Origin of the sequence: Paenibacillus sp. ALJ109b, assembly GCF_010747435.1 — a bacterium.
In the GTDB taxonomy this organism is placed as follows: Bacteria; Bacillota; Bacilli; order Paenibacillales; family Paenibacillaceae; genus Paenibacillus; species Paenibacillus taichungensis.
Window position 1 is genome coordinate 20,447 of the sequence record NZ_JAAIFP010000003.1, and the last position, 20,999, is coordinate 41,445.

Sequence of the window (20,999 nt, forward strand, 5' to 3'; positions counted from 1 at the left end):
GAGGAGGATTCGCCATGCAGACCGCCCTTGCGCCAAAACCGTCTGTGCCCCGGACTTCCCGGGTTGCCCGGTTTTGGCGAGACTACGGGTGGGCGTATTTGTTTATTTTGGCGCCTGTCCTGCTGTTTCTCATTTTCACACTGTATCCCGTTCTGACGGCTCTTGTGATGAGCTTCCAGAAATACAATATTATGAACTCGACGTGGGTTGGATTGGATAACTACGAGCGACTGGTGAAGGATGAGACGTTCTGGAAATCGATTAAAAATACACTCATCTTTACTGTGGGTACGGTACCGGTCAATATTCTCATTACATTTGTACTGTCCTACTTCATCTTCCAGATGAAAAGCAAATGGCAGACGTTCTTCAAAGCAACATTGTACCTGCCCGCGGTAGCATCCGGGGTAACCATCTCCATCGTATGGCTGGCGATCTTTGACCCGACGGATTCGGGACTACTGAACCGCTTCCTCAGCCTGTTCGGCCTTGATCCGGTAATCTGGCTGGGTCAGTCGGGAACGGCACTCTTTTCACTCATTCTGATGAATTGGCTCGGATCGCATGGCGCGGGCATTATTCTGTATCTGGCAGCCATGGGCGGTATTCCGAAATCGCTGTACGAAGCGGCAGATATTGATCATGCCAGCGGCTGGACCCAGTTCAGCAAGATTACATGGCCGCTCCTCAAACCAACGACGTTGTATTTGCTCGTTACAGGTGTGATCACGTCTTTTCAGGTGTTCATCTCGGTATATCTGATGACACAGGGTGGACCGAACTTTGCGACAACAACGATTGCTTATCTGATCTATGAGACGGCATTCAAGTTCTATGAGTTCGGATTGGCTTCTGCACAGTCGTTCGTACTGGCGATTATCATCATTGTCATCTCCGTCATACAGTTCAAATATTTCTCCAGCGATATTGAGTATTAGAGGAAGTTCAAAACACGTACTATTAGAGCAAGTTGCATTAAGCATCCGGGGGTGAATGAAATCCATGAAATCAACTCAGAAAAAAACACTGCTTGTCGTTGCATCCATTCTGCTGGTGGTCTGGGCACTGGTGACGGTCATTCCGATGTACTGGATGCTGGTCGGTTCGGTGCAGGATAGTGCGATGTCGGCTTCCTTCAAACCGCAGATGATCCCGGAGCAGCTGTCATTATCACCATATGAGCGCTTTTTTGCCAAAACTGATGCCTGGCGCTGGCTGTACAACTCGCTGCTCATCTCGGTCATTCTAACCGTGACGAATGTGTTCTTCGCCTCCCTGGCGGGATATGCGTTCGCCAAACTGAAGTTCCCAGGAAGTCAGGCGGTATTCTGGACCTTGCTGGGGACGATGATGATTCCGGCACAGGTGACGCTGATTCCCTTGTACATTCTGATGGTCAACGTGTTTGACCTGGGAGATACGTATACGGCCATTATTCTGCCTGCTGCGGTCAGTGTGGGCAACATTTTCTTGATGAAACAGTTCATGTCAACGCTGCCCACATCGCTGATTCATGCGGCACGTATTGATGCATGCAGCGAGTTCGGCATCTTCTGGAAAGTGATCCTGCCGATGGCAAAGCCAGGGATCGCGGTGCTGGCGATTTTCACGTTTGTAGCTTCGTGGAATGAATTCTTCTGGCCATTCCTGATCACTAACTCCAACGAGATGCGCACCGTTCAGGTGGGGCTGGCTTCGTTCGTATTTGCCGAATCAACGGACTTCGGCGCAATGATGGCAGGGGCAACGATTGGTGCAATGCCGATGATCATTCTATTTTTCTCGCTGCAACGTTACTTCTTACAGGGCATTACGATTGGTGCAGTTAAAGGTTAATTCCTATATATGTTCAACTAAACATTTACACCATAACGGAGAGGACAGAAATAACCTGAAGAAGCGAAGGCGTTCGCCTAAAAGCTTTCTAAAAGAAAGCTACATCGGAAGCATACGCTATCACCGGATTTCCCCTTTTTATAAAGGAATCAAAGAAATCTGGGGATAACAGCGATCGGAAGGTTGTTCTGTCATCGGAGTGCCAGTGTAAATATTCGTTAGTTGAACTTATATAGTTCAGACAAGCGACAACGTAAAGGGGGATCTACCTATGGCACGCGTGGAGTTTCGCCAAGTGCGCAAAGAATTCAAAGACGATCATAAAGGAACGTTCACGGCTGTGGCCGGCTCGGACTTTGTTATAGAAGATAAGGAATTCGTGGTTTTTGTGGGTCCTTCAGGCTGTGGTAAGACGACGTCACTGCGGATGATTGCCGGACTGGAAAAACAGACGAGCGGCGATATTGTCATCGGGGAACGGGTCGTCAATGATCTGCATCCGAAGGATCGCGATATCGCGATGGTATTTCAGGATTATGCGCTTTATCCGCATATGACGATACGTGAGAATCTGTCCTTTGGTCTGAAAAATCTCAAGAAGCCAAAATCCTATATTGATGAACAGGTACAGAATGCTGCCTCCATTCTGGGGCTGGAGGCGATGCTGGAGCGCAAACCGCGCGAGCTGTCCGGTGGTCAGCGCCAGCGTGTGGCAGTAGGGCGTGCGATCGTCCGTGATCCGCAGGTGTTTCTGTTCGATGAGCCGCTCTCCAATCTGGATGCGAAGCTGCGGGTACAGATGCGGGTGGAATTGGGCGAGCTGCATAAGCGGCTCGGTGCCACAATTGTATACGTCACGCATGACCAGGTGGAGGCCATGACACTTGGGGAGCGAATCGTGGTCATGAATCATGGAGATATTCAGCAGGTGGCTTCACCGAAAGAGTTGTATGCGAGTCCGCGGAATATGTTTGTTGCCGGATTTATTGGTTCCCCGGCTATGAACTTCATTGATGCGCGGATTGAAGGCACGCAGGTTGTCATCGAGGGAGCGTCATTCACTTTGCCAGCAGATGTACTCGCTCGTCTTCAGAGTCATCAAGGCAAGCCGGTGATTATGGGTCTGCGTCCAGAGCATATTTTTGGTGACGATGTTGCTCCGAATATCCCGATAGACCACATGCTGCAGGCGCGAGTTCAGGTAGTAGAACATCTGGGCTCCGAGAATTTGGTGTATTTCCATTCGGGTGCCCGTACCGTTACGGCCAAGGTTCACCCGGAAACACATGCTTATGTAGGAATGGACAAAAATTTTGTACTGGACCTGCGTAAGGCGCACTTTTTTGACCCAGAGACGGAACTGGCGATTGGACGGGAGTAAGAAACGAGCTGGATGAGGAAGGAACGGCAAGAAAGGGAGTGTGGAGATGCGTAAGCTGAGTGAAGTGTTGGTCAAGTCGGGTGCGGAAATCTATCGGGATATTATTCCGGTGGCCCTATACAGTGTTGTCAGCTCCATCGTGCTGGTACCCATTCTGATGTTTGCTCCGCTGCCAATCGCGGTGCTGCTTTTGGCCGTGATTTATATGCCAATCCTGTTCGGTGTCAGTTATGCCGTACATCACAGGCTGGAACGCAAGGAACGCCGCAATGGGCTTAAGGATATCTGGAACGGAACGATGAAGGGATTCATCCCTGGAGGGGCAGTAGGTGTGCTTTTTGCCGTGCTTGGCTTCATTCTGTGGTCTACCTGGTGGTATTACGGCGGACAGGGTGGGATTACAGGTACAGCGGTGAGCATGTTCCAAACGTTCTTCGTCCTAATGGCGCTGATGTCGCAGTTCTATACGTGGCAGCTTGTTTTGCAAAAGAACATGGGCATTATTCAGGCGATGGGGGAAAGTGTGAAGCTATTCTTCCGTCATCCGGGATACACGATGGGAGCCTGTTTTCAGGCGCTGTGTCTGACGGCTCTGCTAATGCTGACAGTTGTTGGCTTTGGGGCGCTGTTCGCGGGCATGTTTGCCATCTATCAGCATAAGGTCGCCCTTAATGTGCTGGAGCCGGAAGAGGAACCTGTCACATCTGGCGGCAATGACCACCAACATACGGGGTGGATCAGCCAGGGGAATGTGTGATGGACGTAAAAACTGGAGTTGATCTTCTTTCCGGAGGATTTTCCCACCCATGGTTATCGGATGCGCGTATTGGATTGATGACAAACCCTACGGGTATTACGGCCGACTTTGTCTCTACGGTGGATGTTTGTGCCAGCTTGGCAGATGCCAAGCTTACAGCGCTTTATGCGTGTGAGCACGGGCTGGATGGTGAACTTCAAGCTGGTGTCCGATTCGGGAATACAGTGCATCCACGTCTGGGCATCCCTGTGCTCAGTCTTTATGGGGAACACAAGAAGCCTACTCCTGCGATGCTGGCTGAGGTGGATACGGTGCTGTTTGATATCCAGGATGTGGGCGTCCGTTATTACACGTATGCATCAACCTTGTTCCACATGATGGAGGCCTGTGCCGAAGCAGGCAAACGTCTGCTGGTGCTGGACCGTCCAAATCCGCTGGGCGGGGATACGGTAGAAGGCGGCCTGCTAAGCGCGGGGTATGAATCACTCGTTGGCGCTTGGCATGTACCTGTCCGCACCGGACTGACGGTCGGTGAATTGGCCCTGTTGGTTAACAGTGAGATGGAGGTGCCCTGCGAACTGGATGTAATTGCAATGGAAGGATGGCGGCGCTCCATGGAGTTTACGGATTGTGGGCTTCCCTGGATGCTGCCCTCTCCTAATATGCCCACAATGGACAGTGTGCGGGTTTATGCGGGTACTTGCCTGTTCGAAGGCACCAATGTATCGGAAGGCAGGGGCACAACCCGCCCATTTGAGTGGATTGGAGCACCCTGGATTGAGGGTGAACGACTGGCGGAACGCATTCGGGAACACAAACTGGAGGGTGTACATGTGCATCCGGTGTACATGTCGCCAACCTTCTCCAAACATGCAGGTGAGCTGTGTGGAGGTGTGAGGATTTTCGTAACAGACAGCAGGGCATTCCGGGCGGTAGATACAGGTCTGGTGCTTTTGCATGAACTGGCATCGCTCTATCCGGAGCAATTTCGCTGGTTGGAGCCGCCACAGCCGGGTTCCCGTTATTTTATTGATCTGTTGACCGGAGGCAGGAAAGTCAGGGATGTCATTCATGACCGTGAAGAATTAGTACGCTTGATGGAAGATTGGAACACAGAGGCAGAGGAATGGAAGGAACGGCGGAAGCCGTTTTTGCTATACCCATAAAGAGTGAAATTCATCAATAGGATGTCGCGTAATGTACGGATTATTTGTCATGGGGAGGAGGCATGGAATGAGTAAGCCAAAAGAGATATACGCGTTGAAGCTGAAACAGATGACCCTGCGTGAGAAAATTGGACAAATGCTGCTTTGCGGCTTTCATGGCACCGAGGCTGCCGGGGAAGTGGACGCTTTTCTGCGAAAGTATCCCATTGGCGGCGTAATCTATTTTGCGCGCAACGTCGAGTCGCCGGAGCAGGTAGAGCGGTTATCGTCGGGCCTGCAACGGATTGCTGTCGATAGCGGTAATGTACCGCTTTGGATATCCATTGATCAGGAGGGCGGCATGGTGGCCCGGATTACCGAAGGGATTGCCCTGATGCCGGGACAGATGGCGATTGCGGCAGCGGGTTCCATCGAGGATGCATACCAGGCAGCCTATATCAGTGGGGTGGAGCTGAGATCGATGGGAATTAACATGAACTTTGCTCCGGTCCTGGATGTAAATAATAACGCCGCCAATCCGGTAATCGGTGTGCGTTCATTTGGGGAATCACCGCAGTCCGTGGCAACGTATGGGGCCAGGAGCATTGCGGGAGTCCAAGATGCTGGCATTTCAGCGACAGCCAAACATTTCCCGGGACACGGGGATACGGATACCGATTCGCATCTGGATCTCCCGGTCATCACCCATGGTCGGGGACGGGTAGAGCGTGTGGAGCTGATTCCGTTTCGAGCTGCCATAGCGGCAGGTGTTGATGCAATGATGTCGGCACATATTTATTTTCCGGCTCTGGAACCGGAGCGTCTGCCTGTGACACTATCGCGAACCGTGTTAAGTGGATTGCTTCGTCAGGAGCTAGAGTATGACGGCATGATTGTAACGGATTGTATGGAGATGGACGCGATTGCCGCCAATTATGGCACTGTCGATGCAGCTGTGATGGCGGTAGAGGCCGGCGCAGATCTGGTGTTGATTAGCCACACAGCTCATCTTCAGGCAGGGGCATTTGAAGCGCTGCTGGCAGCCGTGCAGAGCGGGCGAATCAGCGAGGCCCGCATTGACGAATCTGTAACCCGGTTGCTGAAGTACAAGGCAAAACGAGGCCTGTTGGAGAAGGGAATGAGCACAGGTGAAGATGAAGTGCACGGTGCGGTGTCGACTTCATTCTCCGCTGAGGTATCAACTGATCCAGCTTCATTGAAGCGCCAAGAGCGTAACCAACCGTTACACCAAGCGGTGGCCCGCCGAATCAGTGAGAACAGCATCACGCTGGTGCGTGATCAACTGAATATGCTGCCTTTGAAGCCGGAACGTACATTGGTCATAACGGTTGCTACATCTGTGACAACGATTGCCGACGAACAGCTGACTCAGGCGGTTACTCTAGGGTCGGCTTTGTCGCACTGCGGTCTGGATGTGGTCGAAGTAACAGTCTCGCCAGAGGAGGTTGCCATTCGTTCTGCCCGTCTGCTTCAATCTGCCGAAGAGGATGACGTTCGCCAGATTGTGGTGGGGACTTATAATGCAAGCAGTGCCTCTGGTGATCCGCAGTGCAGGTTGATCGGCTGGCTGCAGCAATTGGGCAAGCCGCTCGCTGTTGTGGCGCTCCGCAGTCCCTATGATCTGCTTGCGATCCCGGAGGTACAGGTGTATGTGGCAGCGTACGAGAGCAGGCCGCTTGCCATGGATAGCGCCGCTCGGGCGCTGATGGGGCATATTCCTTTTGCCGGGAAACTTCCTGTATCCATAAACTAGACAGGCGTTAAATGACGAACGAGCAAAGTATGATCCGGATTATGAAGACCGATATAGCAGAAGGGACGATCCTATAATGGACCGTCCCTTCTGCTATATCTAATGAATAATTACAAAATTATTGCAGATTCAGTGCCTGAGCTGTCTTAGCCTCGACTTCATCCATGAGCGAAGTCATATCCATACCCGCATGATTACCAAGCAGAATAATGGTAACATCGTCTGTCAAATTGCGTGAGAACGCTGTGGCAAAACCACCGCCGCTACCGTTATGGAAGACGGTACGATTCTGATCGTTTTCCTTGAGAATCCAGGCGTAGCCATAATTTTTATCCGAATACGGTTCATACATCTGTTCAATCGTATCCTGGCTCAGAATTTTGTCCGTGTACAGTGCCCGATCCCACTTCAGCAAATCGTCCACAGTGGAGTAGATCGTCCCTGAACCTGATTGTGAAACATAATAAGGGGCAGTCACCCACTGTTTATTCTCCGCAACGAATCCGCTATTTGTATGGACCTTGCGGGAAGCTTCTCCAGAGTTCTTCATGCCGAGCGGCTTCAGAATGGTCTGTTGTACATAATCGGCATAACTCATGCCAGACACCTGTTCAATAACATAGGCCAGCAGAACATAACCACTGTTACTGTACAAATAGGCACTACCCGGTTCAAATTTCAATGTTTTGTGCCGGATTTCCTCTACCGTTTCTTCCAATGAAGTGCCTTCACCCCTGCCAAAGGCGGATGGAAGACCTGAAGTCTGGGATAACAGCATATGGAGCGTGATCTGATCTCCCTTCGGTATACCGGAGATGTACTTGGATATAGGATCTTGCACATCGAGCTTTCCTTTTTCCACCAAGCTGAGAATGGAGGCAGCGGTGAAAGATTTGCTCAGAGAGGCAATTCTGGTCTTCTGATCCGGACGATTCAGCGTTTGTTCATCCGCTAGTCCGTAGCCTTGGCGAAGCAGGACCTCTCCATTGCGGGCAATCAGAGCCAAGCCGGGAAAATTAATTTCGCGCAAATAGCTGTCTACACTGGCGACTTGACTATTTAATAGGCTTACTTTGTCCGTCTCGATATTAACACTCATCTGCCCTGAGGCTGTACGTTGTACTTTAATATCCGCTTTGAGTGCATTGGCAAGCGCACGGACAGGTAACATCAGTGTGCCGTTAATGGTGCGGGATTGCACACCGGAGGACAGACGAACCTGATTAACCTGGATGAAGTCACTGCCAGCCTGATGAACCAGCTTGTCTCGACCAACGGTAATCGTAGCTGTTTTGGTACGAGCTTCCCACTTCAAGGTGCCATTTACAGAGGTAACAACATCTCGCAATGGAACATACGTTGTACCTTTGTATACAAGGGGGGCATTTTTCCACGATTGCTCTTGACCATTTACTTCAATGTGAACTGTTTGCGCCCCTTGTGCTGCAGATGCCGTGAAACTGGCTTGTCCCATAATGGGGCCTGCACAAAGAATGAGGGCTAACAGAATACGGAACATAGATGAATATAATCTGGTAACAGGTTGTTGCACATGTGACTTGCGTAAGATTCGAATCCTCTCCTTCCAGTCGTTTCATGGATAACCAGCTTATGAGATATTGTAAACGATCTCGAAGAGGGGGTCAAAACGGGGCATGAGCATCATTTTCTATTATCCTAACAAAAATAATGTAATTTCGATTCATTTTAGTATCCATACATAATATTTTTACTACGTTTGTCCGATAAAAGAGGGGTGAAGATGATGATGGGGGATATTTAAATGAAGAAAAGGATTCGCAATTGGTTTACATTAACGGTTAAGAAACGTCTGATCGCTTCGTTGCTCTTGTTCTTGATTGTACCGAGCATTAGCGTGGGATGGTTGTCTTATTTAAAAGCAGCAGACCAGGTCAGGGAAGAAATCATTCTTTCTGCACAGGCCAAAACGGAAATGCTCAGTCTGCAGATTACTCAAATGCTGGATATGGAGAAGGATAACGCAGCACAGTTTGCAGCGGGTATTACTTCAACAGATATTATCAATAAATCACCAGCTGTTCAGAGACAAATGGATCGTATGTCCAAAGCTCACAAAGAATTGGGTGTAATAACAGCAGGTGCTGAAGATGGCAGCTGGATGAAATCTCCTGATCCCGGACAGCAGATCTATGATCCACGGGAACGCAGCTGGTATACGATGGGTATGTCACAGGATGAACCAATTATCTCAGACACGTTCCAGTCGGTAACCACGGGTGAATGGGTTGTCACCGCAGCTGCCAAGCTGGCCGATGGTAAAGGGGTAATTGGAGCCAATGTAAGTCTCAATCATTTGAAAGAATCCGTTGATAAGATACATATTGGTGAAAAGGGAAAACTGTATATGCTGGATAACGGCGGGAAGTTCCTGTTCCATTACAATATCGAATCCGGTGTGCAGTCCAATGAGAGCTACATTAATGAGATGTATAAAAAAGATCAAGGAACTGTAAAGTACACGTATGATGGACAAGAATTGGAAGCCGTATTCTATACGAATCCCGAAACAGGCTGGAAAATTGTCGGTGAGATGGTTCCTTCTGAAGCAGCAGATGCGGTAAGACCGATCTTGATTCGTGCCTACACTCTGGTAGGGACCTCGTTGATCATTGGTATTATTCTGCTTGTGTTCATTATTCGCAGTATTCACCGTCCATTGTTGCAACTAACGCAAGCGGCTTCCAAAGTAAGCGCGGGTGATCTGACAGTTCGTGTAGGTTTACAGCGTCGTGACGAGTTTGGACAACTCGGGGCAAGCTTCGATACCATGACCTCATCGCTACGTAACGTTCTGGGCGAAGTACATGATACATCGAGCCAGCTAGCAGCATCCTCTGAGGAGCTGATGGCGAGTTCTGAACAGACATCCAGAGCAACGGAACAGGTTGCCGAATTGATGCAGGATGCAGCGGCAGGAACGAACAAACAAAACGCCAGTCTTGCTGCAACGGGCCAACTCGTCGGTGAAATGTCTATAGGTGTCAAAGAAATCTCATCGAGTGCTGAAGACACGGCTCGCATAGCTGTAGAAGCATCTTCCAAGTCCGAAGCGGGTATGGTTACGGTGGAAGAGGCGGTTGCTCATATTCAGAAGGTGAATAATGAGAGTGAGGCCATGGCTGTGGTCATTCAGGATCTTCGAGCGAAAAATGAAGAGATTGTTGAGATTGTGGCCGAGATTACCAACATCGCCAAACAGACCAATATCCTTGCCTTGAACGCATCCATTGAAGCTTCAAGAGCAGGTGAACAAGGTCGAGGCTTTGCTGTCGTGGCCAATGAAGTAAAAACGCTAGCCAACAATTCGGGCAGTGCTGCCGAACGTATTAATGAACTTATGTGTGAGATGCAAGAGAAAACAAATGCGGTACAGTCTACCTTTGCCCGTACAGGAGAAGGCATGATTAAAGGTACGCAAATGATTACGGAGGCGGGAGAGGCCTTCCAAAATATCCGTAGCGCCGTGCAGTTGGTTGCTGCACAAGCTGGAGAAGTGTCGGCAGCTTCCCGTCAGATTGATGGAGGCATGAGTCATGTGTCCAAGGAAGTGAATGATACCATTGAATTATCCAATCAGATTGCTTCAGGGACCGAGGATGGTTCAGCTGCTGCTCAGGAGCAGCTCGCTACAATGGAAGAGGTTGCAGCTTCTTCTGCGGCATTGTCCCGTATGGCTGAAGATCTGCAAAGCATGATTGAGAAATTCAAGTTATAGTTCAATAGCATTTCTCGAAGGAGACTGTGGGGTTGTGACCCTGCAGTCTTTTTCTCGTGGGTGTTATTCGCTAATCAACGGTTTATGAAGATTCGAAACTCATCTGTTCTGTAAAAGTGAATCTGTCTCTCCCTGAATGTCTTATCCTGTGGTATATTTCTAAATTAAAAGTAATCCGCAAGATGTGGATGACATGGAGAGGGGATGAACCGGATTTGGATAAATCCATACCACTGACATCCGGGCCCGCAAATACCGAAGAGGTGCTGGATGATGCTTCATTTATGCAAGGGGTTAAGGACTGTATTCCAACACTGCTTGGATATTTAAGTATTGGGTTTGCAGCGGGTGTCATTGAAATGACGGCAGGCTTAAGTTTGGCGGAAACGGCTCTGCTCAGTCTGATTGTATACGCTGGATCGGCTCAGTTTATTGCCGCAGGTATGCTTGCCTCGAGTGGTTCAGCGACTGCTATCATTTTCACCATATTCTTCGTGAATCTTCGCCATCTGCTGCTGAGTGCGGCCGTATCACCGTACTTTCGTCATCTGACGCCGCTTAAAAATATGTGGATCGGCTCGCTGCTTACCGACGAGTCCTTTGGCGTGGCGATGACGCGAGCGATTGGCCGGAAAACGTTGAGTGAACGCTGGATGCACGGTCTGAACATTACAGCATATCTGAATTGGTTTGTGGCGAATATGGCGGGGGCATACTTTGGACGCTGGATAACCAATCCCGAGCGGCTTGGACTTGATTTTGCCCTGCCTGCAATGTTTATTGGTCTGGTAGTGCTTCAACTGATGCAGCGCAAAAATAAAAAATTACACATCAATGTGGCGATCATCGCCGTGATCTGTGTAATCTTCGCCAGCATGGCTTCGCTTGGCAGCATGAGTGTCATTGTGGCTGCGGTCATTGCGGCAACGATGGGAGTAGTGATGGAACGATGGAAGTAAGATGGGATGTATTCTGGATTATTATGGGCTCGGCGTTGTTAACGTTCATCCCGCGTGTATTGCCGCTCATGCTGTTCAGTAAAATACAGATTCCGATATGGCTGTTACGCTGGCTTGAGTATGTACCCGTGGCGGTCATGGCGGCACTGATCGGTCAGGAACTGTTTATGGCGGACAACCAGTTGGTGCCGATTACACATAATCCAGCCCTGTGGGCAGCACTGCCTACGATTGCTGTAGCAATCTGGACACGAAGTCTGCTCGGAACCGTACTTGTCGGTATTGTTGCAATGATGATTTTGCGGTACTTGATGGGATAGTATACGGGGCCTTTATTGGATCAGGTAAATCCTTCGCTCTAACGGTTAATAATGACCTATAGGATCGTAATAGAGCGAAGGGAGCTAAATCCATGAGCAACTCAAAGCATAGAATTTTGATTACTGGAGCAGCGGGAGTCATTGGTCGCAGTCTGCTGGAGGGACTGAGGGAAAAGGGCAAGTATGACATTGTGGCTGCCGATCTTCATGATGATCCTCAAGCAGGCATTGTAGCGATGGATGTGACCGACGGAGAACGACTGAAAGAGCTGATGCAGGGTGTTCAGACGGTGCTGCATATTGCATGGGCCAAGGATGAAGAAGACTTTCTGGGTAAAGTCCTTCCGATCAACGTAACAGGGGCTTACCATGTGTATGAAGCTGCACGGTTGAACGGTGTACAGCGGGTTATTTTTGCGAGTTCAAATCATGCGACAGGGTTTTATCCAACAGGAGAAAATATCGAAGTGGATGATCCATATCGGCCAGACAGTCTCTATGGGCTCAGCAAATGTTATATAGAGCTGCTTGGGCGATATTACGTGGATAAATATGACTTGTCGTCATTCAATATTCGAATAGGTAACTTCTCGGGCGATGCACATCCACACTCTGAGCGTTCCGCACACATTTGGATCTCTCCCAGAGATATGGTCCAGCTTGCTCAGTGCTGCATTGAGGCGGATTCGAGCATGAAGTATGTTAATCTATATGGAACATCAGCGAATACGGATAATTATTATGATATTGGATATCTGGCACAGAAGATTGGGTACCGCCCGGAGGACGATGCAGCAGAGCTATGGGAAGAAGCGAAACGTAAGGGAGCGCCGGATAAGCAGGATGAGACGGAATATCAGGGCGGAGGATATGTCGCGAAGGACCCGAAATCCTGAAATCCTGGAATCTTAAAGACCTGAAACGTCTCATAGACGTAGAGAACTGCGGGTGACATTGTGGGCAGTACAGCGCGGAGAGTTAACTGATAACTATCGTTCTGAAAACGCTATTTTCTATTGCGTCCGAAAGGGATAAAATGGAGACTGAAGGGTTGAGGTTTTCATTTTACATACAGGAAGGAACGGTTTTGATTATGAGTAAACATTCATCCGTTATACTTTTTCAGGGAGACTCCATTACAGACGGGGGAAGATCGCGCAATGACGATCCGAATCATTTTCTCGGGCATGGCTATGCGTATCTGATCTCAAGCAAACTAGGTGTGGAACTGGCAGCCAAGCAGCCAACATTCTATAACAGAGGAATTAGCGGGGACCGCGCTTCCGATCTATATGCACGCTGGAACGAGGATACTTTTAGTTTGAAGCCGGATCTGATTAGTATTCTAATTGGTGTTAATGATGCATGGCGTACCATGAATGGCGAACCTAGTGGAGTGACGGATCGTCTTGGACGTGCATATCGTCATTTGCTGGAGGAAACACGGGAAGTAATGCCGAATACCGATCTGATTTTAATGGAGCCGTTCATTCTTAAAACCGGAGCTACAGTGGAGCTTTGGGACACTTGGCAGGAGCGTATCGGGCAGTATCAAAATCTGGTCCGTGAACTCGCAAGTGAGTTCGGGGCGGTCTGGGTACCTTTGCAGCAAACGTTCAACGATGCTCTCGAACAAGCTGACGCAGCCTACTGGTTATGGGATGGTGTGCATCCAACTGCAGCGGGTCATGAGTTGATTGCACGTCAGTGGCTGTCCGTTGTACAGGGCAGTCCACTTAAAATTCAATAATAATGGAGCAGAGGGTCTTGTACAGATCCTCTGCTCTTTTTTACATAACAAAATAAAAAGAAATAATATATAAGTGAAAATGACATATTTAGAATTTATATGTTTTAATCCCAAATGAGAGGGTAATTAAGAAGCGTAGCACACTATACTCAATACCCGATAAGGAGTGAATTCAAAATGGCACAAAATAACCAAAACGGAAAAATGAGCCGTGAAGAAGCAGGACGTAAGGGTGGAGAAGCAACCTCGAAATCCCATGACCGCGAATTCTATCAAGAGATTGGCCGGGAGGGCGGAAGCACCCGTGGCAACAATGATGGAAACGATGATCAAGATAGAAAAATGAGCCGTGAAGAAGCAGGACGCAAGGGCGGACAAGCTCGGTCCCGTAATCGGAAAAACTAATCGATTGATATAGAAGCATAATATAGTTTAAGCAAACAAGGCCAGATCTCACCTGTGGAAAAGGGTGACTCTGGCCTTGTTGTTTTGTTAAAGCTGTGCACTAAACAGGTTAGGCAATATGTGGTTCAATCGCTTGACGATAACTGAACAGGGATTCATCAATGATGGTACGCAAGAAAACGGGATCCATATCAAATAGCAGGGACTCTGCATAACGCCAGGCATTTTCCTCGATACGCAGCCGAGTTTCAGCTAGCTCAGGAGCCGTAAGTGGACTATCGAGGAGGTTGGACAGATCCATCAATTCCACATCCTCGGCGTGACCCAGTTCATGAGCTAGAATGACATAAATATAGGCCTGTAGCGGAGCCAGCGAGCCAAATAACATTCGACATTGCTCCATAATCTCTTTCTTGTATAAATACACGGTATGACTCCCCATGTGATATTTGCCGCCGACGAGGCGATTGTCCGGAAAATGGGATTCAATTTCGACAAGCGCGCGGCTGTTCGAGCGATGCAGCAACTCGATTACAGCCTGATTAAATAATTCATTATTCAGTATGGTTCACCTGTCCTCATAATGGAATGAAATACATATGCCATGAGTTGAGTACCGACAACCCTTTTACGAGAAAAACCTCTGAAAAGTTTCATTTATTTTCATGATTTATTTTTTTATACAACATTAATCCGAACTCCCTTCATTTTTACTAGACTATGGGCTAAAATGAAATCGGTTACAAAATTAGGGAGGAATTCTCATGACGATTCACCCTGGATTAAAGTGGACGGCTGATCATATTATTGCGGCCATGAGGCATGGAACAAGTAGTGGTATGGAGTACATCTGTCGTTGGAAAGACAGACTGGCTGACATGTTGAATGATCCCGACTATGCTTCCTTCTGGTCAGATCTAAGAGTATATGAGCAGAAAGCGAATACGGAGAACCTGCCTGAACTATCCTTTTCCCTATATCGTCAATTCAGGGAGACAGGTGAACGCCAAGCATATGAACTGGCATATTTCGAGCGGCGCGGGAGGCTCGCTGCACTGGGATTACTTGCCGCGGCATCGCCATCAGCCGAGCGTCTAAAATTGCTGGAGGACCTGATCTGGAGTGTCTGTAACGAACAAACCTGGTGTCTGTCCGCTCATGTACCTGAAGGGAAAGAAGCGGGCGCAAGACAACACATCGATCTGTTCGCTGCAGAAACAGCGCAAACGCTCTCGGAGATGATCGTCATGTTAAATGACGTTCTAGACCCGCGTGTGTTGCGAATGATGCGGGCTGAGATAGAGTGCAGGATCTTCACCCCGTTGTATCGAGAGCAGCAGACATACGGTTGGGAGAACGCGGACCACAACTGGTCAGCGGTTTGCAGCGGCGGCTGTGGGATTGCGGCTCTCCTTCTGTTGGAAGATGAGCAACTTAGGGCAAAGGCAGTGCAGCAGACGGTTCATTCCATGAATGCTTTTTTGAGAGGTTATGGGATGGATGGGGGATGTGCTGAAGGTGTAGGTTACTGGGTTTACGGGTTCGGTTTTTATACGTATTTTGCAGAGATGCTGAGAATATTCAGTGCCGGAAAACTGGATATGCTGTCCGATCCCAAAACGAGAGCGATCGCTGCTTTCCCCGAAAATATTCACTTGTCAGGCGGGGCGTTTGTCAATTTTTCGGACAGTCGCGAGCGGGAGACCATTCCGCCTGGCCTGCTTTCTCTTTTATCCGAGCGACAGCAGGTTCAAGTAAACTTGGAGGTTCGTATTCCGCTTCTGACAGAGGACCCCTGCCGCCGATGGGCTCATGCTTTGCGTAATATACTTTGGAGTAATCCGGCTGTATATAAAAAGGAAAGTGAAGCAGAGTTGCCGGCAGCCCCAGTTTATCTGGAGAACCTGTCGTGGGGGATAGCCAGAGGAGTACTGGTAACGGGAGAACAAAAGGAAATGACTGCAGCCTTTGCGGTAAAGGGCGGTCATAACGCAGAGCCCCATAATCATAATGATCTGGGACACTTTATCCTTCATGGCGGAGGTGAAAACATTCTCTGTGACCCAGGATCAGGCGAGTATAGTCAGGCCTATTTCGAACCTGGGCGGGAAAGCATTTTTCAAATTGGCTCTCAGGGGCATAGTGTTCCGGTCATCGAAGGAGCGGGTCAGCAATCCGGACGGCAAGCGGAGGCGAAAGTACTGCACATCAAGCGATCATCTCCGCAGGGGATAGAGGCTGCATTCGATTTGACGTCGGCTTACCCAGAAGCTCCGACACTGGAGAGGTTTACCAGGCGTTTGAGTTGGAACTGTCTGCCGGCAGCCTCCGAAGCGGAGCTTTTCCTTGAAGACTATTATCAGTGGCAGCAACCTTCTGATACGTGTAGAGAAGAGCACCTGATTGAAAACCCGCCAGTCGTTGAGTATTTTATTAGTCGAATTAATCCTGTTATACGAGAAGCATTGGTCCAGTGGGAAGGGAACAAAGCTGTAGTGACGATGCATTATGATGCTGACCTCTGGGATGCACAAGTGGAAGAGCTAGAGACAGTAGATCACGATCACCTGTCCCTGAAATTTTATCGGGCGGCATTATCCTTGCGGCAAACGGCAAATAAAGAGGGGGATTCCCGGAACCACTCGGTAAAAGAGACATGGTGCAGATTGAAATTCTTCATACATCCAAAGTAAGAACAGAAATCAGAAGTGAAGGCGAATACGGATTAATGTACCGGGGACCTGAAAACGACTCGAACCACTTCAATCTCACATGGAAGTTGGGATCGGAAATGAGGGGGATTTGTTTTGTTAGCGTATACATCGGATTCAGCATATCCATGGAAAAGTGAACTGGAAAGGTTCCGAACAGACGCAGAGCAGGCCAATCTTGCAGAACCTAGCGGATGGGATCGATCGCGTAAAATAGCACTTATCGAAGACATTGTACGTGCCTACTCAGTATATCAGCAGGAGAACGGTGCCGTTGTGGACCCCTTCTCTGGCCGCGAACGCTATTATTCCACCCCCGCGTATGCGTTTGCAGCTGCGGTCCTGGTAAAAGAGGGAAGAACTGATCTGCTCTCTTCAGCTTCGGCAGCGCTGACCCACAGTATCTCACTGGTTGTTCGTGGCGAGGTTCCGGACAATCATGCCGACTTCTTTCCCATACTTATGCTTAGAGCCTACGTGCTGCTCCAGCCGCTGATGCCTGAACAAGCGACTCAATGGGCAGCGGGGCTGAAACAGATTCAACCGGAAGAAACGTATGTATTTACAATGTCCAAAATGAATAATCCGAACCGGATGATTAACTGGAATGCCATCATGATCTCGGGTGAATATCTTCGCTACCGCGAGCAGCTGGCGAGTGAAGGGATCGAATGGATGGATCAGTACCTGAAGAGATACCATCTGCCGCGTTTCACAGGGCTGGGCCTGTATCAGGATGGTCCACTGGATCGGCCAAATAGTCCACTCGCGTATGATATCGCTACCCGCTACCACCTGGGTCTTATGCTGGATGCCGGATATGACGAGAGCTGTGCGTCTTCACTGGATGAGTCCATCCGGCGCGGGGCGTTCACTTCGCTTCTGACGTTATCACCGCTGGGCGAGATTCCTCCGCGAGGACGCAGCTCACAGCATCAATGGAATGAAGCTGCGGCTGCGTACGTGTTCTCCAGTCATGCCTCAGCTGCGAAGCAGATCGGTGATCCCATTATGGCAGGTGTATTTGCGCGTGCAGCCAATCTGTGTTTTGCAGCCGTGGATCGGTGGAAAATGGAGGACGGCCGCTTGAATATCGTTCGGAATCGCTATGCTCCGGAAGTTCGCCACGGATACGAGATATATACCAACCATACGTGTTATAACCTGTGGACGGTTGCGGCACTAGCCAATGCATACCTGTGCGATCCCGGGGATGAAGTGGCTGAATTGCCCATTCCGTCCGAGATTGGTAGTCGAGTCCTTCAAATGGATGGCTGGTTCGAGACGATCACGGCTTCAGTACCGGGCCAGCAAATCGTATTACATACGGCTCTGAATGACCCATATACGGTGCCCGGATTGGTGCGGATTCATCAGCAGGGGCTTCCGGGACTCATTGGTCCCGCTGCTGCTGGACATGCCGAGTCTGGATTCACCGAATTTTCGGAGGGGGAAACGAAGGCGATCAGTTATTGTCCAGCCTGGCGAACACCGGATGGACAGTGGTATAGCCTGTCCGCAGGTATTCCGTCCGGTTTCGATTATGATCGGGATGCAGGGATCAACCCTTCCGATGGCGGGGGAGCTGTCGTTTTCAACGTAATACAGGATCAGGCGCAGGAAACCAACACATTCACAGTAGACTGGGTCGGCCCACTGGTCGGATTACAGGCACTTCGGACGGTCTATACGCAGCAACCGGGTTTATTAACGGTCACATATGAGTTCGAGGGAGAGATTGAAGCGGCCGGAGCGGTCATACCGCTGATGTTCAGCGACGGTGAGGAGCAGGCTGTCATCACAGTCTCCGGTGATCATGTTCGCAGTGAGTTCTGTGGTGCCTACGTGGAATCAACCGTGCTTGATGAAGGAGCAGAAATTCACCTTCAAGACCATATGGTGGCTTCTCGCAATGGTGTGTTAAAGGAAGCTCGAATGATAGTGAGCGGCAGTCAGAAGATTACGTTTACGGTTCGTCTGGGCAAATGAGGCGAGGCCGCTAAATAATATATGAAGAGACGTAACGTGAGCGCAAGGAAATGGATACGAAAAGGATCTGAAAAGAGGAGGCAATGCTCGTGAATACATCAACATCAATGAAATGGCTGGAAGAAGCCTGGCGGCAAGGAGCGGCCAAAACGATTCGCAACGCGCAGCGCATTAAGGATACATTTCCGCACACTGCCCCGCAGGGCATATATGACCGGAATGATCCCGAATGGTGGACTGCCGGCTTCTGGCCGGGGCTGTTATGGCTCGTCTATGGCGAGTCGCCGGAAAACGAAGCTTTCGCTCCGTTATCCCGCATTGCCGAAAGTTGTGAGCGGCAATTAGAAGGTTGTCTGCGTGATCCCGAATCGGTGGATCACGATCTTGGGTTCATCTGGCTGCTTAGTGGCGTAGCCAACTACCGCCAGACCGGCAGCGCAGATGGCCGGCGGCGGGGAATGCTCGCCGCCAATCTGCTCGCTGCCCGCTTTAACGTGCGCGGTGAATTCATCCGCGCCTGGAACTTCAGCTCGTCAACCATGGATACGCGGGGCGTAGCCATCATTGACAGCATGATGAACCTGCCGCTGCTCTTCTGGGCATCCGAGCAGAGCGGCGACCCGCGCTTCCGCTGCCTGGCGGAAGCGCATGCGGACACCGTGGCGCGCGAATTCGTCCGCGCTGACGGGTCCATCTGCCACGTGGTGGAGTTCGATCCACTCACGGGGCAGAAGCTGCAGGAGCATGGCGGGCAGGGCCATGCGCCAGGTTCGGCCTGGGCGCGGGGTACCGCCTGGGCGTTGCACGGGTTTGCGCTGTCTTTCCGGTATACGGGCGAAGCCCGCTATCTGGAGACAGCGGAGCGAGCGGCCGATTTCTTCCTCGCCATGCTTGGCGAAGAGATCGTGCCGGTGTGGGATTTCCGCGCACCTGCCGAGCATCAGGTGGCGTGGGACTCGTCCGCTTCAGCGATTGCCGCAAGCGGACTGTTGGAGCTGGCGAAGCTGTCGCCGCGCGGCGAGGAATATGCAGCCGCGGCAGAGCGTATCCTCCGTGGGCTGCATGAGAACTACAGCTCCGGTGAGACGGCAGCGGAAGAAGGTCTGATCATGCAGGGCACGGTGCATTATCCAGAGGGTCGTGGCTTAAATGTGCCGATTATATACGGCGATTATTTCTATATGGAGGCGCTGGCGAAGCTGCGTGGGCGTCCGGGTTTATTTTAGAGAAACGAGAATCAGGGAATCAGGAATGTCACATTTCAAGCGGCGAGTATGCGTGAGGGGGTATGAGTATGCATCCCACCATACAGCCGTTCGAGTGTGCCTGCCTCCTAGTGGGAAAGGGTATTCCTGTTTTGGAGGCGGAGCACACCCTCGGTATCAGTCTGTTTTATTTTCGATGCCGGGTGTGCGTCTTATGATGACAAAGTCGGCCGAGGATTGGTCGGGATATCGCTGAGGAATAATTTCATGTACTTTGAATTCGGGATAGTCGAACAGATAATCAAAAATATTTCGGTCCTGAATGGTGCTAACCCCTGGATTACCGTTTTCTTTCAAACGAGTGTACAACACAACCCACTCTGACGTAGAGTGCAGAATGTCGTAGAGTGTATTGCGAAAATCAGTTTCATCCGTAATATGATAGAGTACATCCAGACAGACGGTGAGATCAGCTTGCAGGAAGCCGCGATTAATCCATAGACCGGGAGTATATAACATGAAACTCTTGGAGGTATCGTTAGCAAACTTGGAGGCGCATAGACGCACCGACGAACCGGCTACATCGACACCTAGATACGTATTATAATTCATATATTGAAGTTGATTGCCATCCCCGCATCCAAATTCAATGACGCTGGAAATACCCTCACGCTGTATCAGTCCATTTACGACCTCTGCCTTGAATTCAGCCAGTACGCCATACGAACCCCTTCCGGATGTCTCGCCTGAGCTATACGTTTGTTCCCAGTATCCTTTGTAGTCAAAAGGCTGACTCATGTTTCTCCCCCGATCATATAAATGAATTCAAAATAGTGACTATACATAGGTTATGCGTAATATTTGCAGGTATGAATCATTTGAAATTCGATAGATCGGATGAATCAATTCCCACGAATTCCCCTGAAAATTCCCTGAAAGTCTAAACATCTGGAAAGAACTTGCCGACATTAAACTAAGGAACAAAATGATAAGAATCGGGGGGAAATGAT

At 49.8% G+C, this 20,999-nt stretch carries 18 protein-coding genes; 15 read left to right on the forward strand and 3 right to left on the reverse strand.

The window, feature by feature from the left end:
* The first annotated feature begins 14 nt into the window (after positions 1-14).
* The 6 genes from G3352_RS02840 to nagZ all read left to right on the forward strand — a co-directional run bounded on the left by G3352_RS02840 (position 15) and on the right by nagZ (position 6,893).
* Positions 15-938, forward strand: coding sequence for a carbohydrate ABC transporter permease (locus G3352_RS02840; protein ID WP_163753596.1), 924 nt, complete (start codon positions 15-17; stop codon positions 936-938).
* A 64-nt stretch (positions 939-1,002) separates the two neighbouring features.
* A complete protein-coding gene (locus G3352_RS02845) occupies positions 1,003-1,836 on the forward strand; it encodes a carbohydrate ABC transporter permease (protein ID WP_163753599.1) in 834 nt (277 codons plus the stop codon).
* Between the two features lie 271 nt (positions 1,837-2,107).
* Positions 2,108-3,217, forward strand: a complete 1,110-nt coding sequence (locus tag G3352_RS02850) for an ABC transporter ATP-binding protein (protein ID WP_163753601.1) — start codon at positions 2,108-2,110, stop codon at positions 3,215-3,217.
* 46 nt (positions 3,218-3,263) lie between these two features.
* Positions 3,264-3,974 (forward strand): hypothetical protein, encoded by a 711-nt coding sequence (locus G3352_RS02855; RefSeq protein ID WP_064642815.1) that lies wholly within the window; start codon positions 3,264-3,266, stop codon positions 3,972-3,974.
* Positions 3,974-5,140 carry an exo-beta-N-acetylmuramidase NamZ family protein gene (locus G3352_RS02860; RefSeq protein ID WP_163753603.1) on the forward strand — a complete coding sequence of 389 codons (1,167 nt, stop codon included), beginning with the start codon at positions 3,974-3,976 and terminating at the stop codon, positions 5,138-5,140. Before G3352_RS02855 ends, G3352_RS02860 begins: the two co-directional genes overlap by 1 nt.
* Before the next feature lie 67 nt (positions 5,141-5,207).
* Entirely contained in the window at positions 5,208-6,893 is a 1,686-nt protein-coding gene (nagZ, locus tag G3352_RS02865) for a beta-N-acetylhexosaminidase (RefSeq protein ID WP_163753605.1), read from the forward strand.
* 118 nt (positions 6,894-7,011) lie between these two features.
* Here the strand turns inward: nagZ and G3352_RS02870 are convergent, their stop codons facing one another.
* On the reverse strand, positions 7,012-8,367 hold the full coding sequence (locus G3352_RS02870; RefSeq protein ID WP_205524676.1) for a serine hydrolase domain-containing protein: 1,356 nt from the start codon (positions 8,365-8,367) through the stop codon (positions 7,012-7,014).
* A 309-nt stretch (positions 8,368-8,676) separates the two neighbouring features.
* Here G3352_RS02870 and G3352_RS02875 point away from each other — a divergent pair, with 309 nt between their 5' ends.
* The 6 genes from G3352_RS02875 (at position 8,677) to G3352_RS02900 (ending at position 14,084) form a co-directional block, all read left to right on the forward strand.
* Positions 8,677-10,650 (forward strand): methyl-accepting chemotaxis protein, encoded by a 1,974-nt coding sequence (locus G3352_RS02875; RefSeq protein WP_163753610.1) that lies wholly within the window; start codon positions 8,677-8,679, stop codon positions 10,648-10,650.
* Positions 10,651-10,934: 284 nt separating this feature from the next.
* Positions 10,935-11,609, forward strand: a complete 675-nt coding sequence (locus G3352_RS02880; RefSeq protein ID WP_076290761.1) for an AzlC family ABC transporter permease — start codon at positions 10,935-10,937, stop codon at positions 11,607-11,609.
* Entirely contained in the window at positions 11,600-11,929 is a 330-nt protein-coding gene (locus G3352_RS02885; protein ID WP_064642806.1) for an AzlD domain-containing protein, read from the forward strand. Before G3352_RS02880 ends, G3352_RS02885 begins: the two co-directional genes overlap by 10 nt.
* Positions 11,930-12,021: 92 nt before the next feature.
* Entirely contained in the window at positions 12,022-12,825 is an 804-nt protein-coding gene (locus G3352_RS02890) for an NAD-dependent epimerase/dehydratase family protein (RefSeq protein ID WP_163753612.1), read from the forward strand.
* 197 nt (positions 12,826-13,022) lie between these two features.
* Positions 13,023-13,679 carry an SGNH/GDSL hydrolase family protein gene (locus G3352_RS02895; RefSeq protein WP_163753614.1) on the forward strand — a complete coding sequence of 219 codons (657 nt, stop codon included), beginning with the start codon at positions 13,023-13,025 and terminating at the stop codon, positions 13,677-13,679.
* Positions 13,680-13,856: 177 nt separating this feature from the next.
* On the forward strand, positions 13,857-14,084 hold the full coding sequence (locus G3352_RS02900; protein WP_163753616.1) for a KGG domain-containing protein: 228 nt from the start codon (positions 13,857-13,859) through the stop codon (positions 14,082-14,084).
* Positions 14,085-14,193: 109 nt separating this feature from the next.
* On the opposite strand, the gene G3352_RS02905 is transcribed toward G3352_RS02900, so the two are convergent.
* Positions 14,194-14,610, reverse strand: coding sequence for a hypothetical protein (locus G3352_RS02905; protein ID WP_240342903.1), 417 nt, complete (start codon positions 14,608-14,610; stop codon positions 14,194-14,196).
* Positions 14,611-14,848: 238 nt separating this feature from the next.
* Here G3352_RS02905 and G3352_RS02910 point away from each other — a divergent pair, with 238 nt between their 5' ends.
* The 3 genes from G3352_RS02910 (at position 14,849) to G3352_RS02920 (ending at position 20,010) form a co-directional block, all read left to right on the forward strand.
* The gene (locus G3352_RS02910) at positions 14,849-16,777 is read left to right on the forward strand and encodes a heparinase II/III domain-containing protein (protein WP_163753618.1); all 1,929 of its coding nucleotides are present in this window, start codon (positions 14,849-14,851) and stop codon (positions 16,775-16,777) included.
* 114 nt (positions 16,778-16,891) lie between these two features.
* On the forward strand, positions 16,892-18,784 hold the full coding sequence (locus tag G3352_RS02915) for a glycosyl hydrolase (RefSeq protein ID WP_163753620.1): 1,893 nt from the start codon (positions 16,892-16,894) through the stop codon (positions 18,782-18,784).
* Positions 18,785-18,867: 83 nt separating this feature from the next.
* Positions 18,868-20,010 (forward strand): glycoside hydrolase family 88 protein, encoded by a 1,143-nt coding sequence (locus G3352_RS02920; RefSeq protein WP_205524677.1) that lies wholly within the window; start codon positions 18,868-18,870, stop codon positions 20,008-20,010.
* Positions 20,011-20,166: 156 nt separating this feature from the next.
* Here the strand turns inward: G3352_RS02920 and G3352_RS02925 are convergent, their stop codons facing one another.
* Positions 20,167-20,787, reverse strand: a complete 621-nt coding sequence (locus tag G3352_RS02925) for a class I SAM-dependent methyltransferase (RefSeq protein ID WP_163753622.1) — start codon at positions 20,785-20,787, stop codon at positions 20,167-20,169.
* Between the last annotated feature and the right edge of the window lie 212 nt (positions 20,788-20,999).